The sequence below is a fragment of the Flavobacterium sp. SLB02 genome, from assembly GCF_009664855.1.
In the GTDB taxonomy this organism is placed as follows: domain Bacteria; phylum Bacteroidota; class Bacteroidia; order Flavobacteriales; family Flavobacteriaceae; genus Flavobacterium.
On record NZ_CP045928.1, the window covers coordinates 1,349,172 to 1,366,029 of the forward strand.

Annotated in this window: 18 protein-coding genes; 14 read left to right on the forward strand and 4 right to left on the reverse strand. The window is 39.3% G+C overall.

Annotation, left to right across the window (positions count from 1 at the left end; translation table 11 throughout):
• Positions 1–6 precede the first annotated feature (6 nt).
• Together GIY83_RS05475 and GIY83_RS05480 are read right to left on the reverse strand one after the other, a co-directional pair.
• Complete coding sequence (locus GIY83_RS05475; RefSeq protein ID WP_208687107.1) at positions 7–423, reverse strand: DUF2452 domain-containing protein; 417 nt, start codon at positions 421–423, stop codon at positions 7–9.
• A gap of 17 nt (positions 424–440) precedes the next feature.
• Complete coding sequence (locus GIY83_RS05480) at positions 441–746, reverse strand: TIGR03643 family protein (RefSeq protein ID WP_208685458.1); 306 nt, start codon at positions 744–746, stop codon at positions 441–443.
• Between the two features lie 640 nt (positions 747–1,386).
• On the opposite strand from GIY83_RS05480, the gene GIY83_RS25085 reads away from it, so the two are divergent.
• Positions 1,387–1,518, forward strand: a complete 132-nt coding sequence (locus GIY83_RS25085; protein WP_255474394.1) for a hypothetical protein — start codon at positions 1,387–1,389, stop codon at positions 1,516–1,518.
• Positions 1,519–1,985: 467 nt separating this feature from the next.
• On the opposite strand, the gene GIY83_RS05485 is transcribed toward GIY83_RS25085, so the two are convergent.
• Positions 1,986–2,564, reverse strand: coding sequence for a DUF417 family protein (locus tag GIY83_RS05485; protein WP_208685461.1), 579 nt, complete (start codon positions 2,562–2,564; stop codon positions 1,986–1,988).
• A gap of 77 nt (positions 2,565–2,641) precedes the next feature.
• Entirely contained in the window at positions 2,642–3,499 is an 858-nt protein-coding gene (locus GIY83_RS05490) for an AraC family transcriptional regulator (protein WP_208685464.1), read from the reverse strand.
• 346 nt (positions 3,500–3,845) lie between these two features.
• On the opposite strand from GIY83_RS05490, the gene GIY83_RS05495 reads away from it, so the two are divergent.
• From GIY83_RS05495 to traM, 13 genes are all read left to right on the forward strand, one after another.
• Positions 3,846–5,834 carry a phospholipase D-like domain-containing protein gene (locus tag GIY83_RS05495; RefSeq protein ID WP_208685466.1) on the forward strand — a complete coding sequence of 663 codons (1,989 nt, stop codon included), beginning with the start codon at positions 3,846–3,848 and terminating at the stop codon, positions 5,832–5,834.
• A gap of 8 nt (positions 5,835–5,842) precedes the next feature.
• Positions 5,843–7,222, forward strand: coding sequence for a hypothetical protein (locus GIY83_RS05500; RefSeq protein WP_208685469.1), 1,380 nt, complete (start codon positions 5,843–5,845; stop codon positions 7,220–7,222).
• A gap of 241 nt (positions 7,223–7,463) precedes the next feature.
• Positions 7,464–7,949 (forward strand): hypothetical protein, encoded by a 486-nt coding sequence (locus GIY83_RS05505; RefSeq protein ID WP_208685472.1) that lies wholly within the window; start codon positions 7,464–7,466, stop codon positions 7,947–7,949.
• A gap of 183 nt (positions 7,950–8,132) precedes the next feature.
• The gene (locus GIY83_RS05510; protein ID WP_228520600.1) at positions 8,133–8,423 is read left to right on the forward strand and encodes a DUF4134 domain-containing protein; all 291 of its coding nucleotides are present in this window, start codon (positions 8,133–8,135) and stop codon (positions 8,421–8,423) included.
• A gap of 29 nt (positions 8,424–8,452) precedes the next feature.
• A complete protein-coding gene (locus GIY83_RS05515) occupies positions 8,453–8,761 on the forward strand; it encodes a DUF4133 domain-containing protein (protein ID WP_194619523.1) in 309 nt (102 codons plus the stop codon).
• A 35-nt stretch (positions 8,762–8,796) separates the two neighbouring features.
• Complete coding sequence (locus GIY83_RS05520; protein WP_208685475.1) at positions 8,797–11,268, forward strand: TraG family conjugative transposon ATPase; 2,472 nt, start codon at positions 8,797–8,799, stop codon at positions 11,266–11,268.
• Positions 11,269–11,275: 7 nt separating this feature from the next.
• The gene (locus GIY83_RS05525; protein WP_208685478.1) at positions 11,276–11,965 is read left to right on the forward strand and encodes a conjugal transfer protein TraI; all 690 of its coding nucleotides are present in this window, start codon (positions 11,276–11,278) and stop codon (positions 11,963–11,965) included.
• A gap of 12 nt (positions 11,966–11,977) precedes the next feature.
• Complete coding sequence (locus GIY83_RS05530) at positions 11,978–12,592, forward strand: hypothetical protein (RefSeq protein WP_194619517.1); 615 nt, start codon at positions 11,978–11,980, stop codon at positions 12,590–12,592.
• 10 nt (positions 12,593–12,602) lie between these two features.
• Positions 12,603–13,241, forward strand: coding sequence for a TerB family tellurite resistance protein (locus tag GIY83_RS05535; protein WP_208685481.1), 639 nt, complete (start codon positions 12,603–12,605; stop codon positions 13,239–13,241).
• A gap of 9 nt (positions 13,242–13,250) precedes the next feature.
• Positions 13,251–14,453: a conjugative transposon protein TraJ gene (traJ, locus tag GIY83_RS05540; RefSeq protein WP_208685484.1), complete on the forward strand. Its 1,203-nt coding sequence runs from the start codon at positions 13,251–13,253 to the stop codon at positions 14,451–14,453.
• A 26-nt stretch (positions 14,454–14,479) separates the two neighbouring features.
• Positions 14,480–15,088, forward strand: a complete 609-nt coding sequence (traK, locus tag GIY83_RS05545) for a conjugative transposon protein TraK (protein ID WP_228520594.1) — start codon at positions 14,480–14,482, stop codon at positions 15,086–15,088.
• A 6-nt stretch (positions 15,089–15,094) separates the two neighbouring features.
• Positions 15,095–15,553 (forward strand): hypothetical protein, encoded by a 459-nt coding sequence (locus GIY83_RS05550; protein ID WP_208685487.1) that lies wholly within the window; start codon positions 15,095–15,097, stop codon positions 15,551–15,553.
• 4 nt (positions 15,554–15,557) lie between these two features.
• Complete coding sequence (gene traM / locus GIY83_RS05555; protein ID WP_208685490.1) at positions 15,558–16,844, forward strand: conjugative transposon protein TraM; 1,287 nt, start codon at positions 15,558–15,560, stop codon at positions 16,842–16,844.
• Positions 16,845–16,858: the final 14 nt, after the last annotated feature.

Here is a 16,858-nt window from a genome sequence, read left to right on the forward strand (position 1 = left end):
TTTTTATTAAAAAATCGAACTTTTCAAATCAATGAGTATCCATTTTTTATCACTGTTAAGTCTAAAAGTACCAACATGTTCCTTATTCCATTCTTTCGGGCCTATTAGTGAGAGAAAACTAGAACCGTCTGGATCTTTGTATAAGTGGTATATTTCACCAACAATGGGTTCAAAAGAAAATCTGGCATTGTATACCAATTCATTCCACTGGAATTCCTGGATTAAATCCTGGTATTGCATTTTTAGTTCATTGAATTTACTTTCAAATTCTTTGTTTACCTTATTTATGCCCATGTTTTTCCAGCCTGCTAAGTCATCTGTTTTGATTACAGGTGCACCAACACTTGTGCCATAGGGCAGCAATCTTGCATTATAACCATGCTCAGTAGAAAATACTACATTATCGGGTTTATCTTTTTTGATCATCGTCGAATATTTTATTAACGCTTAGAGATTTTATTATTTGAAATTGCCCTTTGCCTGTTGCATTTAAACCTGTCAATTTCTTGGTTTCTCTTTGCAGCGTGTTTTGTATTGCAGTTTTCAACCCTTTCACGCCATAACTTGTAACTGCTAAACTTTAATTCTTTCTTCATTAAAGCTTTCACATCGGCTTCAGATAAATTAAATTGAAATTTTATCGCATCAAAAGGGGTTCGGTCTTCCCATGCCATTTCTATAATTCTATCGATCTGAACTTCATTCAATACACCATTATCGATTTTTACAATGATTGACTCTATCATATATTTTGTTTAACGATTATTAAATAATATTAAACAAAAGTAGTGCTTTTACATTTATGAGAGAATTAAAATTGATAATACATTTAATATAAACCAATAGATGTAATTTAAAAATAAGGAGAATTCCATTTTATAAATTGATAAAAAATCCACAACACAATTCTTGAATAAAAGAATTTCAAAAGCTCCTAAGAATTTAATACTATCAAACCTGCTCTCTAATGCCAATTGCCTACTGCTTTTATTAATTCCGAGCATTTACCTTCAAATAATCTTTCTTCTGACTAAGCTTTTTTGCATGACAAATCTATTACATGGTTATAAAACTTAGCCAAAATGACTATTATGTCTCTCATTTTGCACTTCTTATCGTATCATTTTGATATCAGTTTAAAATTGAATTATAACTGTTTTTTTTATTTTTATTTAATTGTTAAGCAGTGTCTTAATGTAATTCAGATTTCTTTGGCATGCGATTTGTTTTTTACAGAGCAAAAATAAATTTTATCTCTATAGCTTTAAATACGTCAAAAAAACGAATATCAAAGATCATTGTTATCCAAAAATCATAATGCTTCAGGTAGTATATTTCAAACTTAACTTTGCTTTAAGTTTTTGAGATGTTGAATAGATAGTAAAAATGATCGGAGTTAAAGTTGATCATGCACCAATCTGGCATTGGTTTCTAAATTTAATTCATTTTGCTGACGCAAAAATGAAGAAACGAACAAAAGAAGTAGGGACTAGCTGGATGATGGATGATATCCAATAATATCGTTTTGAGATTATTGACTAATAATCGACCTAAATCATCATGTGTATTAATACTTGCCTATTTAGTATTGGATCACTAAAAAAGTATTGATTTATTGAATTTGTAAGATTACTTGTGGAAGATTACTATATGGCTACTGTCCAAGATTATACTCTTGTGATAAAAATGGTAAGAATACTGCAAGGCTTGAATTAATAAAGTATTAAGAATTGTTACCAGAATCTAATTTGAGTGATGGTCATCGTCAATTGTATATAATACTGTCTTTTAGGACAAGGTGTACCTAAGCTAGTTTTGACTCACTGTCTATCACGGCTTTTAAAGGGGATAATCAATAACCAATAGCGGCATAAAGAATAGGGATTTCCCCCATTTTAGTTCAATAGTATACAGTATATACTGAGAAGTTGTATTTAATTGATCCTTGCAGGAACTGAAATTGTTTTTATCCTATAAGTACAGAATTAATTTTTGTTTTTTACTTTTTTGTTTAATATTCTTCGCGCGGAATCAGATGCAGCAACCAGACCGGCAGCCATCATAATGATATCTTTAATGACTAATCTTCCACCGGCAGAAAGAAATGGGAATCCGTGATTTACTGTCTGAAAGTCACCACCTAAATTAGGCACATAAACCTCAGGGGTGGTAATTAGGAAAGAGAGCGTTACTAGGGACATTCCAAAAGTTAACAGCCCTGCTATCAGACCTATTTTGTTGAAATAAATTCCAAGTAAGTTCATAAACCCAATGCCCACAATAACAATCCCGAGTCCGATTGCAAAAACATACGTGCCATTTTCTTGGTGCCAAGCGATGTTTTTGTTTATTTCTTGGCCTTCAAGGTTTTTGTATTCTTTGTACTCAGGGGCTTCTTTACTATAAAAGAAACTCATTAAAGGACTATTTGCCACAAAGGGGACGATACCGTCAGCTTCGTATTGAAAGGCTTTAAGTCCACCTATCCAGATCATCACTATGGCAATAGCAATTCTCATGGAATTGATAAACTCTTGTTGCGCGTTTGCTAAAAATTGTAACATTTGCTTTTTTTTTAATTATTTAATTTTAAGCAAAGTTATAGTCGATTGCCAGTCTATAAAATGGACGAAAAGGGATATTACTTGGACAAATATGCCACTTGAGAAATGCCCCCTTTGTTTCTAAAAACCTGTGGGGAGATCTGGGTGTGTTTTTTGAAAAAGCGGCTAAAGTAATACTCGTCACTAAATTGCAATTCGTACGCAATTTCCTTAATGCTTAAGGTGGTGAGGTGCAGCTTTTTTTTAGCCTCCAGGATTAATCGGTCTTGAATTAGCTGCGAGGGGGTCTTGCCAAAATATTTAATACTTTTTTTGGTCAGTGTATTGGCAGAAATGCCAAGTATCTCAGCATAATGATTGGGTTTATGAAGTGTTAAATATTTTTGGTCTAGCAATACTCTAAATTGCTCCATTTGTTGATCTTTAGCCAGCGTTAGATCTTGCTTTTCCATGGTTCTTAATTTAGCCGTACTGCATTTGGCCAAAATAACCTGCAAATATGATTTTAGAATCATTGGGGAAGAATTAGGATCCTTTAGTTCTTCTTGTAAATGATTTAAAACCTTATGAAAATCTTCATGTTGTTGCTGTGAAAGACTTAAAGAGGGCTCCAAATAGATGTTGTTGAAAAGCAAACCATTGCAGGCTACCTCGTCTCTATGGGCTTCAATACAATAAAAATCACCGTGAAATTTGACAATAGTGTACTCAATATTTTTACAATTTTCAATGTAAATGCTTTGCAAAGGGGTAGAGAAGAGGATTATGGGCCCAGAGAAATTAAAGGAAGTGAAATCGGCATGGTAAATACCATCTCCTTTATGAATTACAATTATGCAATATTCGGCCAACTGAACAGGATGCTCTAAAGAATAATAGTCACTTTTTTCAATTCCAATTAGACATTCTCCCTGTTCTCCAAAAATAGTATTCATAATTTGATTTTATGGGTTAAAGAAAACTATTTAAAATTTTAAAATAGTGTTGCTGAATATCATTTTAAATTATTCAAAACGATAGTTTCAAAAGTATTAAAAAGACTTCAAAAGAATTGGATTGCTTATCTAAAAAGTATAATTTAAATATTTGGCTGTCTTACATCCCAATCACTTCTTTTTTGGTTTTCTCAATCTCTATGAAACAGCCATAGCTGCCCATCAATATTATTTTGTTTTTAAATTGTTAAGTTTCTGTTTGTTAGTTAAATACAGGTATTTATACTTAGTGATTTAAAAGTTTAATTGTGTTAATTTTAATGCTGCCAAAAACAAATATTTTCATATGAGAACAAAAATTGTTAACAACGATGTGCTAAAAGCTCGTGCCATAGCAGGGACCTATGTAGTGATACTAGCATGGGATTTTATTGATCCTGATTCATTTGATAGAACTAATCTCTTAGGATTTGCCATTGAGAGATCGGAATTAAAAAAAGGTGAAGTTCTGGAGAAATACTGGATGAAAGGTCTTAAGCGCTTTGAGCAGAAAGATAAAGGGCTGCCAGTGGGCACTCCGGTTTCTACCGCCGAGCATCCCTATCAATCCTTTCAGTGGTCAGACTATACAGCAAAAGAAAACCATCACTACACTTATCGTATTGTGGCTTGCTACGGGAAACCAAAACTGCTTACACTCGATGAGAGCAATGCTTTGGAAATTAGCGTACTAACCGAGAGAGTAACAGGAGAAGAGAATAAATTAACAGCCAATACCAGTCATGATATTTATTTCAATAGGGGCGTAATTGGTTCCCAGGCCTATGCCAGAGAATTTGGCAATCAAAAGCCTAATGCCAAGGAGCCTTATTCTAAAGAAATGAAATGGCTCTCGCGTGGTTTATTTGAGGCTCTTATTGATTTTATCGCTGAAGCGAAAAATGAAAATTTTGCATTGTATGCCGCTTTTTATGAATTCCACTATCAGCCTGTGGCTAAAGCTTTGGCCGCTGCAGCCACGACGGGGGCTGATGTTAAAATTGTCTATGATGCCGAGAGTTCTTATAAGGAAGAAAACTATGAGAATTTAAAACTTGCCGGTTTACAAAACAGTCAAAATGCTTTTCCAAGAACTGTTACCGAGGGTATACGCCATAATAAGTTTATAGTTCTTTTGTATAAGAAACAACCTATTGCGGTTTGGACCGGTTCTGTGAATATATCCCCCGGGGGGATATTTGGACATTCCAATGTGGGGCATATTGTGCGTGATAAGGCTGTAGCAGAAGCTTATGAAGATTATTGGAAATCTTTAAGTAAAAACATGAGCGTTAAAGATTTACGCCAAAAGCATAAAGCCATGTTTGCGCTTCCCAAGCTTCCATTAGAGCCAGGAACTATCATTCCTATTTTTAGCCCAAGGGATCAAAAAGATGAAAATACCACCCTGGATTGGTATGCCTCCCTGATGGATAGCGCCAGAGAAATAATTTGCTTTACTATTGCCTTTAATCTTGATGAGACTTTCCAAAGAGTGATACAAAAAGAAAGTGACGTGCTTCGTTATCTTGTAAAAGATGATGATCTGGGTAAAAATGAAATTATAGGAAACGACCGTGATGTTATATTTGCATCGGGGAGCAGTTTTACAGAAAATAATTGGCCCAATTTCTTGAGTGAGCTCAGTGATAATCCCCTTAATAGCAATGATTACATCCACAATAAGTTTATGCTTGTGGATCCACTGGGTGATAATCCCATTGTGGTTACCGGTTCGGCTAACTTTAGTAAACCCTCTCAAAGATCCAACGATGAGAACATGTTAGTAATAGTGGGTGATACCCGGGTGGCAGATATTTACTTTGGGGAGTTTATGCGAATCTTTGATCATCATTATGTGAGATATCTTAAAAGAAAATTCGATAATTCCGATAAAGACAAAAATAAAAGCAGCGGTTATCTGGCCGAGGATGGTAGTTGGACCCAATCTCATTTTAATCCCGCGAGCTACAAGGAGAAACGCAGAAAGTATTTTCTGAATTCTCCATTAGATCCTATTAGTGAAATATCAAAACTGAAGGCTTTTAGTTCCGCGGAATTTGATTTAGAGATACTTGATCTTGAATCGGTTTATATAGTAGTGATCCATGAGCAGGCAGGAGCATGGAAGATATTGTCAAGAAATTTTACCCAGCCTCCAACTGAAAACCCTATTGGGTATACCGATATCAAAACCATAGGATCATGCCCTATACTGAGCGATCTTGGAGAAGTTGCGATCCGTAATGCAATAACAGGGGCTGTAGGTAAAGGAAAATTAATTCGTATCAAATAATGTAAATTATGAAAAAGATATTTTTACTCTTATTGCTGATTCCTATAATAGGAATGGCCCAAACAAAATTAGCCCGTTATCAGAAAAAAATACTCTCTGAAAACACAATTACTGATAACCTTGAAAATAAGTTTGTAGAGGTCAAATTAAATAATGTCCCTGATGCCAATTTGTATAACGCAAGCACTGGTGAGGCGACAAAACGCAATGTATTTACCCTTAGCGATAAGGGGCAAAAGGCTTTTATCGAGGCAGTTAATTCTAAATCCAAAGAATTACCTGAATTACTAAAGGGAATACCAACATTATTAGAATCAGCTCCAAGTGCTGATATACCTGTAGATTTTAAACGAATCGAATTTTCAAAGAAAGTTGAGATTGTAGTAAATAACAAACAGGCTGCCCATGGGCGTATTGCTAAACTGGTCATGTGGCTTACCCTGGACGATAATACCCTTGTTGAGTTCAGCGGTTTTGGACAACTCTCCACTAAGTTTTATACTATTGACTATGGTAGTGTTTCATTGGATAAAACTACTGGATTTACTTTAAATGCGGGAGTTAATATACTAGGTACAGGAGCTGTTAATAGCACTAATGTTACAACGGGTAATAACGGAACCAATACAGATGTTAATGGCACTACCAGTTCCAACACGTCAACTCTTGGAGCAAGTTACACTAACAGCCGTACAATTGCCGAAGCTATGGCTCTTAGCAATACTGTTATTATTTCAAAGGGATCACTCAATAGAAAAGAGATTTCCTTGATGCAGAACGGTGTTCCCAATAAGGATCTTGATGATAATATCAATTTGGAGATTATATTTAAAACGGTAAACAATTATTCGGTACCTATTTTAAAATTCAAAGGATTGTTCAAAGACAATACCTTTACTACAGACCCCTCGAAGATATTAATTAATAAAGTTTATTTGACCCTTCCGAATCCTTTTGGAAAAGATGTTACAGGTAAGCTGAGCTTCACCTACCTTTATCGTGATATTGAATCTGGAGAGAATTCCATAGGAGAATTTGATGATAAGATTAATTTTTATCAAGTAAAAGATAGAAAGGTAACTGAGTTGGATGTTAAACTAATTACACAACATGAACTTCTTCCAAAATTGTATTCCATAATTACTGATCCCCAAAATCCTGGAGATGCTCCAAGACTATATTTGAATTATTATGGACAGCACATAAAATTATTTTTTACCGATTTAACCTCGGCATCAGAATTTATTGACTATTTGCAATCAAGCGGTTCTGAAACCGTAAAAGGATTTCAGGTGGAATATGAAAAATTATCATCTGGGGATGTTACCTACCTAAAGTATGATAGTTCCTTGTTGGGCAATTTGCGTCCCATTATAGATATGAGATAAAAAAGGGGGGCTTTCCTTTTTTTGACTATTTACAAATAGAATTCCACGGGTATTGGGTAAGCTTAGCTATTTCAGCAAATAAAGATCTCAGCGTCGAATCCAAGGTACAAAAAAGTACAAGACAAAGTTGTACTTGTAGTATTTATATTGCATTTGTTCCTTTGGTCTATAGAATAAATCATATATCTTATATGATTTACATAGAGAGAAAGAAGATGTGGAACGATTAAATGAAAAAGATATGTTTACCAATATCTCATGGGGCAATTATATAATTGCCGTTAGTATCCTCTTACTGATCTGGTATTTGATTTTAGGATTCAGATGCTATTATCCTGATCTAAGAGCAATTTTAAGCGGTGAGAAAAGCCTACAGTCTCTGAGTCTTAAAAGCAATCCGGAAAAAAAATTAGCTGTCCATCTTCAAAAAGGCAGCAGCGTTGAAAACAAAGAATTGCACTCATACAAAGAATCTTTTGATACCTTGGCTGACGCCGAGGAACTATCCGGGAGGATTCAAGGCGCAATTAAGGAGAGCGCAGAGCGAAATCTCTCACTGGAAGAATTCCAAAATTATCTCAAATTACTGCTAAGTGAGTATCCCTTTGTGAGGATCTCTACCCTTAGAGAGAATATCAATGCTATAATAGTGAAGAGCTCTGCGAGCTACCCAGCGCTGCTTTTGACTCTTTCTCAGGTGGATGTCCTTTGGGAAGAGAGTATTTAAATAAGACACAGTGGAGGAATATTCCCTGTTCTCTCTGGTGCGGTATGGCATAATGTGACAGGAAATAGAGTTATGCAACGGCGGTATTCCTCCGCTTTTTTAACAAGTGATTATCCAAAACTTAAATGATGCGAGATGGAAAAGTACAATTGGAAATTAAAAAGAATTGAAAGAAAAAAGGCAATGGCACTTTGCCTGTTTGTAATGTTGTTTGTTTTTCATTTCAGTGCCAGAGCCCAGGACGGTGTGGCAGGAATAAATGAGGCCAACCAAAAAGTCAGAAGCTATTTTGATGCCGGAACAGAACTCATGTACGCTGTGGGAGCCATACTGGGACTAATTGGGGCTGTGAAGGTCTATCAGAAATGGAATGCCGGGGATCCCGATACGGGAAAAGTGGCAGCGGCCTGGTTTGGAAGCTGCGTGTTTTTGGTGGTAGTAGCCACGGTCATTAAATCCTTTTTCGGGGTTTAGGCCAGAGCTTATTAAATGCAGCAAAAGAGATGAACAGTGTATACCCAATCAATAAGGGAATCAACCAGAGCATTCACTTCAAAGGACTCAAGGCACAGTACATCTGGTATCTGGGGGCAGGAGTGGTAGGGCTAATGATCCTTTTTGCAGTGCTTTTTATTATTGGGCTTCCTTCTGTTATCTGTGTTGGTTTTATTGGAAGCTCTGGAGGATTTCTTGTCTTTCAGATCTACCGTATGAGCAATCGCTTTGGTCAGTACGGTATGATGAAAGCCTTGGCTAGAAAACAAATTCCAAAAGTTATAAAGCTGCAAAGCAGGGGAGTTTTTATAATGTGATAGTCGTAAAGAGTTGATGTTAAAAATGAGAAGGGATGGAGAGAAAGATGGAGGATGTGCTGCCCATTATGGACGTGGAGCATGATTGTATAGTATCAAAGCATGGAGATATAACTATTGTATTTAAGGTGGAACTCCCAGAGATTTTCACCCTCTCGGACCAGGAATATGAAGCCTTCCATCAGTCGTGGATAAAGGCCCTGAAAGTGCTTCCAAAATTTTGTGTTTTTCACAAGCAGGACTGGTTTTTAGAGAGTAATTACAAGGCTGACTTTACAAAAGAGGACAGTAGTTTTCTAAGTAGATCCAGTGAGCGATTCTTTAACGGGCGCCCTTTTTTGGATCACTCCTGTTATATTATGCTTACCAAAAAGCCTCTGGGAAGGAAAACTTCGAGTTCCCTGTTTTCAAACCTTATCAGGCATTCCATAGTGCCCCAGGAGACCCTGAGCTTTGAGCTCCTTGAGGATTTTATGGATAGCGCAGGCCAGTTCAAACGCATTATGGAGGACAGTGGGTTTGTAAAGCTCACGCGTCTGGATAATAATGCCCTTAAGAGCCAGAGCAGAAAAATGGGCCTTGTTGAACAGTATTGTTTTTTATCCCAGGATGCAGATTCCTTTGTCTATCAGGATGTGAAGTTTGACAAGGGCCTTGAGGTCGGAGACAAGCATTGCCAGCTCTTTACCCTGGGGGATGCCGCTGATCTTCCTGCCCTTTGCGGCTCGAGAATCAATTTTGACCGCTATTGCAGCGATAAAACAAAATTCAGTGTGGGTTTTGCCTCAACCCTTGGCCAGCTCTTATCGTGCAATCATATCTATAACCAGTACATTTTTATAGAGGATGCCCAGAGAACCATTCAGAAACTCGAGAGCAAAAGACTGCGCCTGCAATCCCTATCGGCCTATAGCCGTGAGAACATGATAGCGCGGGATGCCACCAATGATTTTTTAAACGAGGCTATTGCCCAGCAAAGGCTCCCGGTAAAGGCGCATTTTAATGTACTGGCCTGGTCTACAGATAAAGAAGAGCTCAAGGAAGTCAAAAACAAAGTCATATCAGCCCTGGCCCAGATGGATGCGGCCGCCAAGCAGGAAACTGTTGGGGCACCCCAGATATATTGGGCTGGAATACCCGGTAATGAGGCAGATTTCCCCATGAATGATACCTTTGACACCTTCATTGAACAGGCTGCTTGTTTTCTGAGTATGGAAACCTCCTACCGCTCCTCGCTTAGTCCTGTAGGGATAAGACTTGGAGACCGACAGACAGGAAAACCCGTGCATGTGGATATTAGTGATGAGCCCATGAAAATGGGCATCTGTACCAATCGCAATAAGTTCATATTGGGGCCTTCGGGAAGCGGCAAATCCTTTTTTACCAATCATATGGTCCGGAGCTATTATGAGCAAGGAACCCATATTGTTCTGGTGGATGTCGGGCACAGCTACAAGGGACTGTGTGATATGGTGGGCGGGTATTATTTTACCTATGATGAGCATAATCCCATCCGGTTTAATCCTTTTTATATAGGCGATGGAGATAGCCTGGATACCGAGAAAAAAGAAAGTATTAAAACCCTGCTTTTGGCGCTGTGGAAAAAAGATGATGAGACTTTCAACAGGAGTGAGTATGTGGCCCTGTCTAATTCCCTACAGCTCTACTATGAGAAACTGGAGAAAAACACTGAGATATTTCCCTGTTTTAATAGTTTTTATGAATTCCTGAAAGAGGATTTTGTGCCGATTCTGGAAAGCGACAAGGTAAAGGACAAGGATTTTGATGTCAATAACTTTCTCTATGTGCTGCGTCCCTATTACAAAGCAGGCGAGTTTGATTATCTATTAAATGCCACAGAGAATCTGGACCTTTTAAAAGAAAGGCTCATTGTCTTTGAACTGGATAACATTAAAGACCATCCGATTCTTTTTCCCGTGGTGACCATTATTATCATGGAGGTATTTATCAGCAAGATGAGAAAACTCAAAGGTGTGCGCAAGATGATTCTAATTGAGGAGGCATGGAAGGCCATTGCCCGCGAGGGTATGGCCGAATATATACGATATCTTTTTAAGACCGTTCGCAAATTCTTTGGCGAGGCCATTGTGGTGACTCAGGAGGTGGAAGATATTATCTCTTCTCCCATAGTCAAGCAGGCCATTATCAATAGCAGTGATTGCATTATACTGCTGGACCAGAGCAAGTACCAAAATAAATTCGAGCAGATTCAGGAGCTTTTGGGACTCACTGACAAAGCAAAGGCACTGGTGCTCTCGGTGAACAAGAGTAATGATCCCGATAAAAAGTATAAGGAGGTTTTCATATCATTAGGGGGCATTATATCGAAAGTATTTCGAACTGAAGTGTCGCTTGAAGAGTATTATTGCTATACAACCGAGGAGCCTGAAAAAGTAAAGGTGCAGCAGTATGCCAGAAAATTCGGGGGTGATATTAAAAGAGGCATCGCCGCGCTGGCCCAAGAGATGAGAAACCAAATCAAATAAAGAAAAAATGAAAACAAGCTCAAAAATAATTATGGGGCTGCTGTGTCTATTTTTAGTAAGCAGCCCGGTGCGAGCCTCCAGTAATATTGTGGCGCTTCCCATCCTGGAAATAGTAAAAGCCGTTACCAAAAAAGTGATCAAGGCCATTGATCTGAGGATACAGCGACTCCAGAACAAAACTATCTGGCTTCAAAACGCGCAAAAACAAATTGAGAATATCCTATCTAAATTAAAACTAGAACAGATCTCAGAATGGACCCAAAAACAGCGTGATCTCTATAAGGACTACTATCAGGAGCTTATGAGGGTAAAATCAGCCATTACCTATTACAAGCGCATTAAAGAAATCACCGCCAAAGAGACCAGGCTAATCTCCGAGTATGAAAGGGCCTGGTACCTCATTAGGCAGGATAATCATTTTAATGCCTCAGAGCTGGATTATATGCAAGGGATATACTCAGGCATTTTAGGGGAAAGTGCTCAGAACATCGATCAGATTTTTTTGGTACTGGATTCTTTTACCACCCAGATGAGCGATCTTAAAAGGCTTGAGATTATCAACAATGCCGCTGATCGGATCGATGATAATTATGATAGCCTGATGCTATTCAATAGGCAAAATATGATGCTGCGCCTTCAAAGGGCCAGAGCGAGTAATGATGTAAATAAAGTCAAGGAGTTTTACGCAGTTCCCTAATAGAGGTAAATCATGAAAAAGTTAGTTGTAGTAGTCGTACTGGTGGGAGTTTCTTTTCAAAACCTGCAGGCTCAGGCCAAGTGGCGCAAGGAATTGCTATTGCAGATCGCGGCTCTTCAGGTGTATATGGATTATGCTAAAAAAGGATACAATGTTGCCAGAAAAGGGCTGAATTTCATAGGTGATCTCAAAAAAGGAGAAGTGAGCCTGCATGGTGATTATTTGGCCTCGCTAAAGAAAATAAACCCCAAGATAAAAAAATATTCCAGGGTGGCAGAAATTATAGCACTGCAGTTAAGGATCATTAAAATTTCCAATAATACGCTAAGGGGCTTGAGACAGGATGATCTTTTTCATGGCGATGAAATTGATTTTATACAAAGATCCTTTGAGGGTTTGTTTGAGAATTGCAACAGTACCCTGGATGCGCTTTTACGGCTTAGCGGTAATGACAAGCTGGAGATGAAAGATGATGAGCGCCTGGAGCGTATCGATGCGCTATACGCAACGATGGTATCTGATTATGAGTTCTCTTTGGCCTTTAGTCACCAGGCCAAGATGCTTGCTTTGTGGAAAGCCAAGCAGAGAAATAATATTATTTGGAGCCGCACTTTAAATGGATTATAAAATTGATAGGATGAGAAAACTAATTCTACAAATAACTCTGGCAATAACAATCTTATTGCCTGTAAAAGCCCAGGCTCAGTCTCAGGAGATCCAGCAGCTTGTTTTAAATATTGAAAAGCTAAGCCAGTTCAAAGGGATCCTTAAAGACATGAAAAAAGGCTATGATATTTTATCAGGGGGCTACAACGCGGTAAGGGATCTCTCCCAGGGAAATTTCACCTTGCATAAGAGGTTTTTAGATGCGCTTTTTCAGGTGAGTCCTCTGGTGAGAAATTACAAAAAAGTTGGGGATATTATCACATTCCAGGTCCTGCTGGTAAAGGAAAGTAAGGCAGCTTTTGTTCGCTACAGCAAAAGTAGGAGTTTTACACCCCAAGAGATCACTTACTTTGAAAAAGTGTATGAGAATTTGCTGGGCCAGAGCCTTAGAAATCTCGATGAACTCTTGATGATCCTCAGCGCTAACACGCTCAGGATGTCCGATGATGAAAGGCTGCAGGCCATTGATAGGATCTATGCTCAGATGCAAGATAAACTGCTTTTTATGAGAAATTTTAATGCCTCTTCCAATGTGCTGGTCATCCAAAGGGCTAGGGAATCTAATGATATCAGTACAGCCCGCGCAATCCAGGGCCTTAAAAACCAATAAGTAATCTATATGTTGAAATTCAGTAAAAGGAGTTGCTTTATACTGGGAGCATTTATGGTGTCCTTTACCCTGCAGGCGCAAGGGGCAAGGGGTAATTCAAAAGGGTTGCACCAGATACTCGAGCAGCTCTACGATGAGATGATGCCCCTTTGCAGTAACCTTATGGCAACAGGGCAGGGAATTGCAGGTTTTGCCGCCATTTGGTATATCGCCGCGCGCGTCTGGAAGCATATCGCAAGGGCCGAGGCCATAGATTTTTATCCGCTTTTCCGGCCCTTTGTCATTGGCTTTTGTATTATGATTTTCCCATCGGTTCTTGGCCTTATCAACGGGGTGATGAAGCCTACAGTCACTGCCACCTCCGCGATGGTAGAAGGATCCAATAAAGCCATTGAAGTTCTTTTAAAAGAGAAAGAAAAAGCCATCAAGCAAACCGACCCCTGGAAAATGTATGTGGGGGAGACAGGAGCGGGTAATCGCGAGCAGTGGTATAGGTATACCACCCATGGCGGGGATCCTGCCGATGAAGGGGTCATTGCTGGTATTGGAAATGATGTGAAATTTGCCATGGAAAAAGCCTCGTACAATTTTAGAAATTCGGTAAAGGAATGGATGAGCGAGGTTTTGTACGTCCTCTTTGAAGCGGCAGCGCTCTGCATTGATACCCTTCGCACCTTTCAGCTGGTGGTATTATCTATACTGGGGCCTTTGGTATTTGGAATTGCTGTATTTGATGGCTTTCAGCATACTCTGACCATTTGGCTGGCGCGTTATATCAATATTTATTTGTGGCTTCCCGTGGCCAATATTTTTGGAAGTATTATAGGCAAGATACAGGAGCAGATGCTAAAGCTTGATATTGCGCAGGTCAATCAAGGCGGGGATACTTTTTTTAGCAGGACCGATATGGCTTACCTTATTTTTATAATCATCGGCATTATTGGTTATTTCACCGTACCCTCGGTGGCCAATTACATTGTGCACGCCGCAGGGGGTGATGCCCTTTCTCAAAGAGCAACCAACCTGTTTTACAGCACTGCCAGTGCAGGAGATAACAGAACCATACAAGGAAATGCAATGGTGATGGATGTCATGGGAGATGCCCCGGGCAGAATGTCTCAGAGCATGTCCTCCTCATCGGGGAGTTCTGCTTACTTTGAGGAAAAAGGAAATTATATGTCCCAGAGATTAAAAGGAAATTCCAAATCATAAAACCAATAGAAAAGATGTTTACCAAAATGAAAAATATCGATACCGCCTTTGGCTATGTGCGCGGCTTTACTATGCTAATTATTGTGGGGTGTATTGTAATTTGCTGCTATACCCTGCATAAAAGTTTTACCACTGTAAGTCTATTGCAGGACAAGGTGTATATCCTGGCCAACGGTAAAGCTCTGGAGGCTTACGCCTCGGAGAGGAAAGACAATGTTGTGGTGGAGGCGCGTGATCACGTAAAGACTTTCCATAGTTATTTCTTTACCCTTGATCCCGATGATAAGGTGATCAAAACAAACATTACAAGGTCGCTTTACCTGGCCGATAAGAGTGCCAAGAGGATCTACGATGATCTGAGAGAGAACGGTTACTACTCGGGAATTATCTCGGGAAATATTAGCCAGAGCATTACCATTGATAGTATCCAGATTGATTTGAGGCAGTATCCGTACTTCTTTAAATGTTTTGCCAGACAAAAAATAGTCCGTTCCACGAGTGTTGTCAACCGGAGTCTTATCACAGAGGGGAATTTAAGAAACGTATCGAGAAGTGATAATAATCCGCATGGCTTTTTAATAGAGCGCCTCAGTACCCTGGAGAACAAAGATCTCAGTATGGAGACCCGAAAATAAAAAGTGATGGAACCTTGGTTTAAAAAACGTATCAATAGCAAAGGAACTAACAGGTATTATGAGCTTTTAAAACAGAAGTGGGCCAGAGAAATGAGCCGTATTACCTCAGGGTTATCCAGAGAAAAGCTCATTGTGTTTTTGCTTGTATTTACAGGGCTTAGTAGCGCGATTAGTTTGGTTATCCTCTACAGGGGGCTTGTTTCAGGTACCTCTTCTGTTATCTCTATGGATCGGATCTCTGAGCGGATACAGCCCCATGAGAGAGTGATAAAAATAGAAAGAAAATCTTTTTTTATCTCACCGGCGGAATATAAAAGCATCACTGGCGCGCGGCAGTACCTGGATAGTCTAAAGGCAAGCGCGGAAGGTAAAACATCATATGATAATATTATGCATAGGCGTCCGGGACTTCTGGACAGCCTGATTTTTATTGAAAATTATTATAAGTCCAATGTAAAAGAGTAAGGCCATGGAGAGAAAAACAATTTCAATTAAAGAGTTAAAAAAACGAAAAATGCTACTGGTACTCCCTTTATTGGCCCTGCCCTTTATAACGCTCTTATTCTGGAGTCTGGGTGGGGGAAAAGAGCCAACTATAAGTGCAGAGACACTAGAGAAAAGGAAATTCAATACCGCACTTCCTGGCCCTGAGTTCAAAGAAGAGATGACCTTGGACAAATTGAGTTATTACCAGAGGGCTGCTATGGATTCGCTAAAAAGAAGCGAACAAATGAGAAAGGATCCCAACTACTCCAGTACCCTTTTAATAGGTGATTCCATCTCTGGATGGTCAAAAGGGCCCGAGATGAGAAGTTTTCCAAGAGGCAAGTCGGGCCTTAACACCTTCTCATACCAGGATCAGAACACGAAAAAGGTATATCAAAAATTACAGGCACTTCAAAAAGCCATTGAGCAGCCCGGTGTGGGGGAGAAGCAAGAGCACGACATGCGCGAGTTTGAACACTACGGCTCATCGTCTGAGTCAGAAGACATGAGAAAACTCGAGCAGCTAATCTCGGTTATGGGTCAGCCTCAAGGGGAGGATCCCGAGCTCAGGCAATTAGGGGGAATACTTGAAAATATTCTCGATATTCAGCATCCGGCCCGCATGCAGGAAAAATTAAACAAGGCCTCTGAGGGTAGAAAAGAAAAAGCGCTCAGAGTGGTGCGCAAAAATGGGCAAAATAATCTTGCTGCAATCGATAATTATGTGGGCAATGAGCAGATGGCTTTACAATCCAATTCATTTTATTCCCTTCAGCAAGTAGATACAACACATCAGGGGCAAAATGCCATTGAGGCGGTGATACATCTCACCCAGAGTATTGTAGACGGATCGCTAGTGAAACTGCGCCTGTGCAATGAGGTCTTAATTCGAGGTGTAGAGATTCCAAGAAACAGTTTTTTGTTTGGAACGGCCCTTTTAAAAGCAGAGCGATTAGAAATTAAAATTACCAATATAAAATATGGCAATTCGATTTTTCCCGTTGAACTCGTCGTGTATGACCTGGACGGTATTGAGGGGATTTACATACCCGGGGCCATTAACCGCGATGTGGCCAAAGCCTCTGCAGATCGCTCCATCCAGACCCTGGGGGTAGCATCTCTTACGGACTCCTGGGGAGCACAGGCAGCCGGTATGGGTATTGAAGCTGCCAAGAGCCTGATGAGTAAAAAAGTAAAACTTATAAAAGTCATGGTAAAGGCAGGCTACCGGGTGCTTTTATATGACAAAAAGCAAAATAATTCCCATTGAACACTAAATTGAAA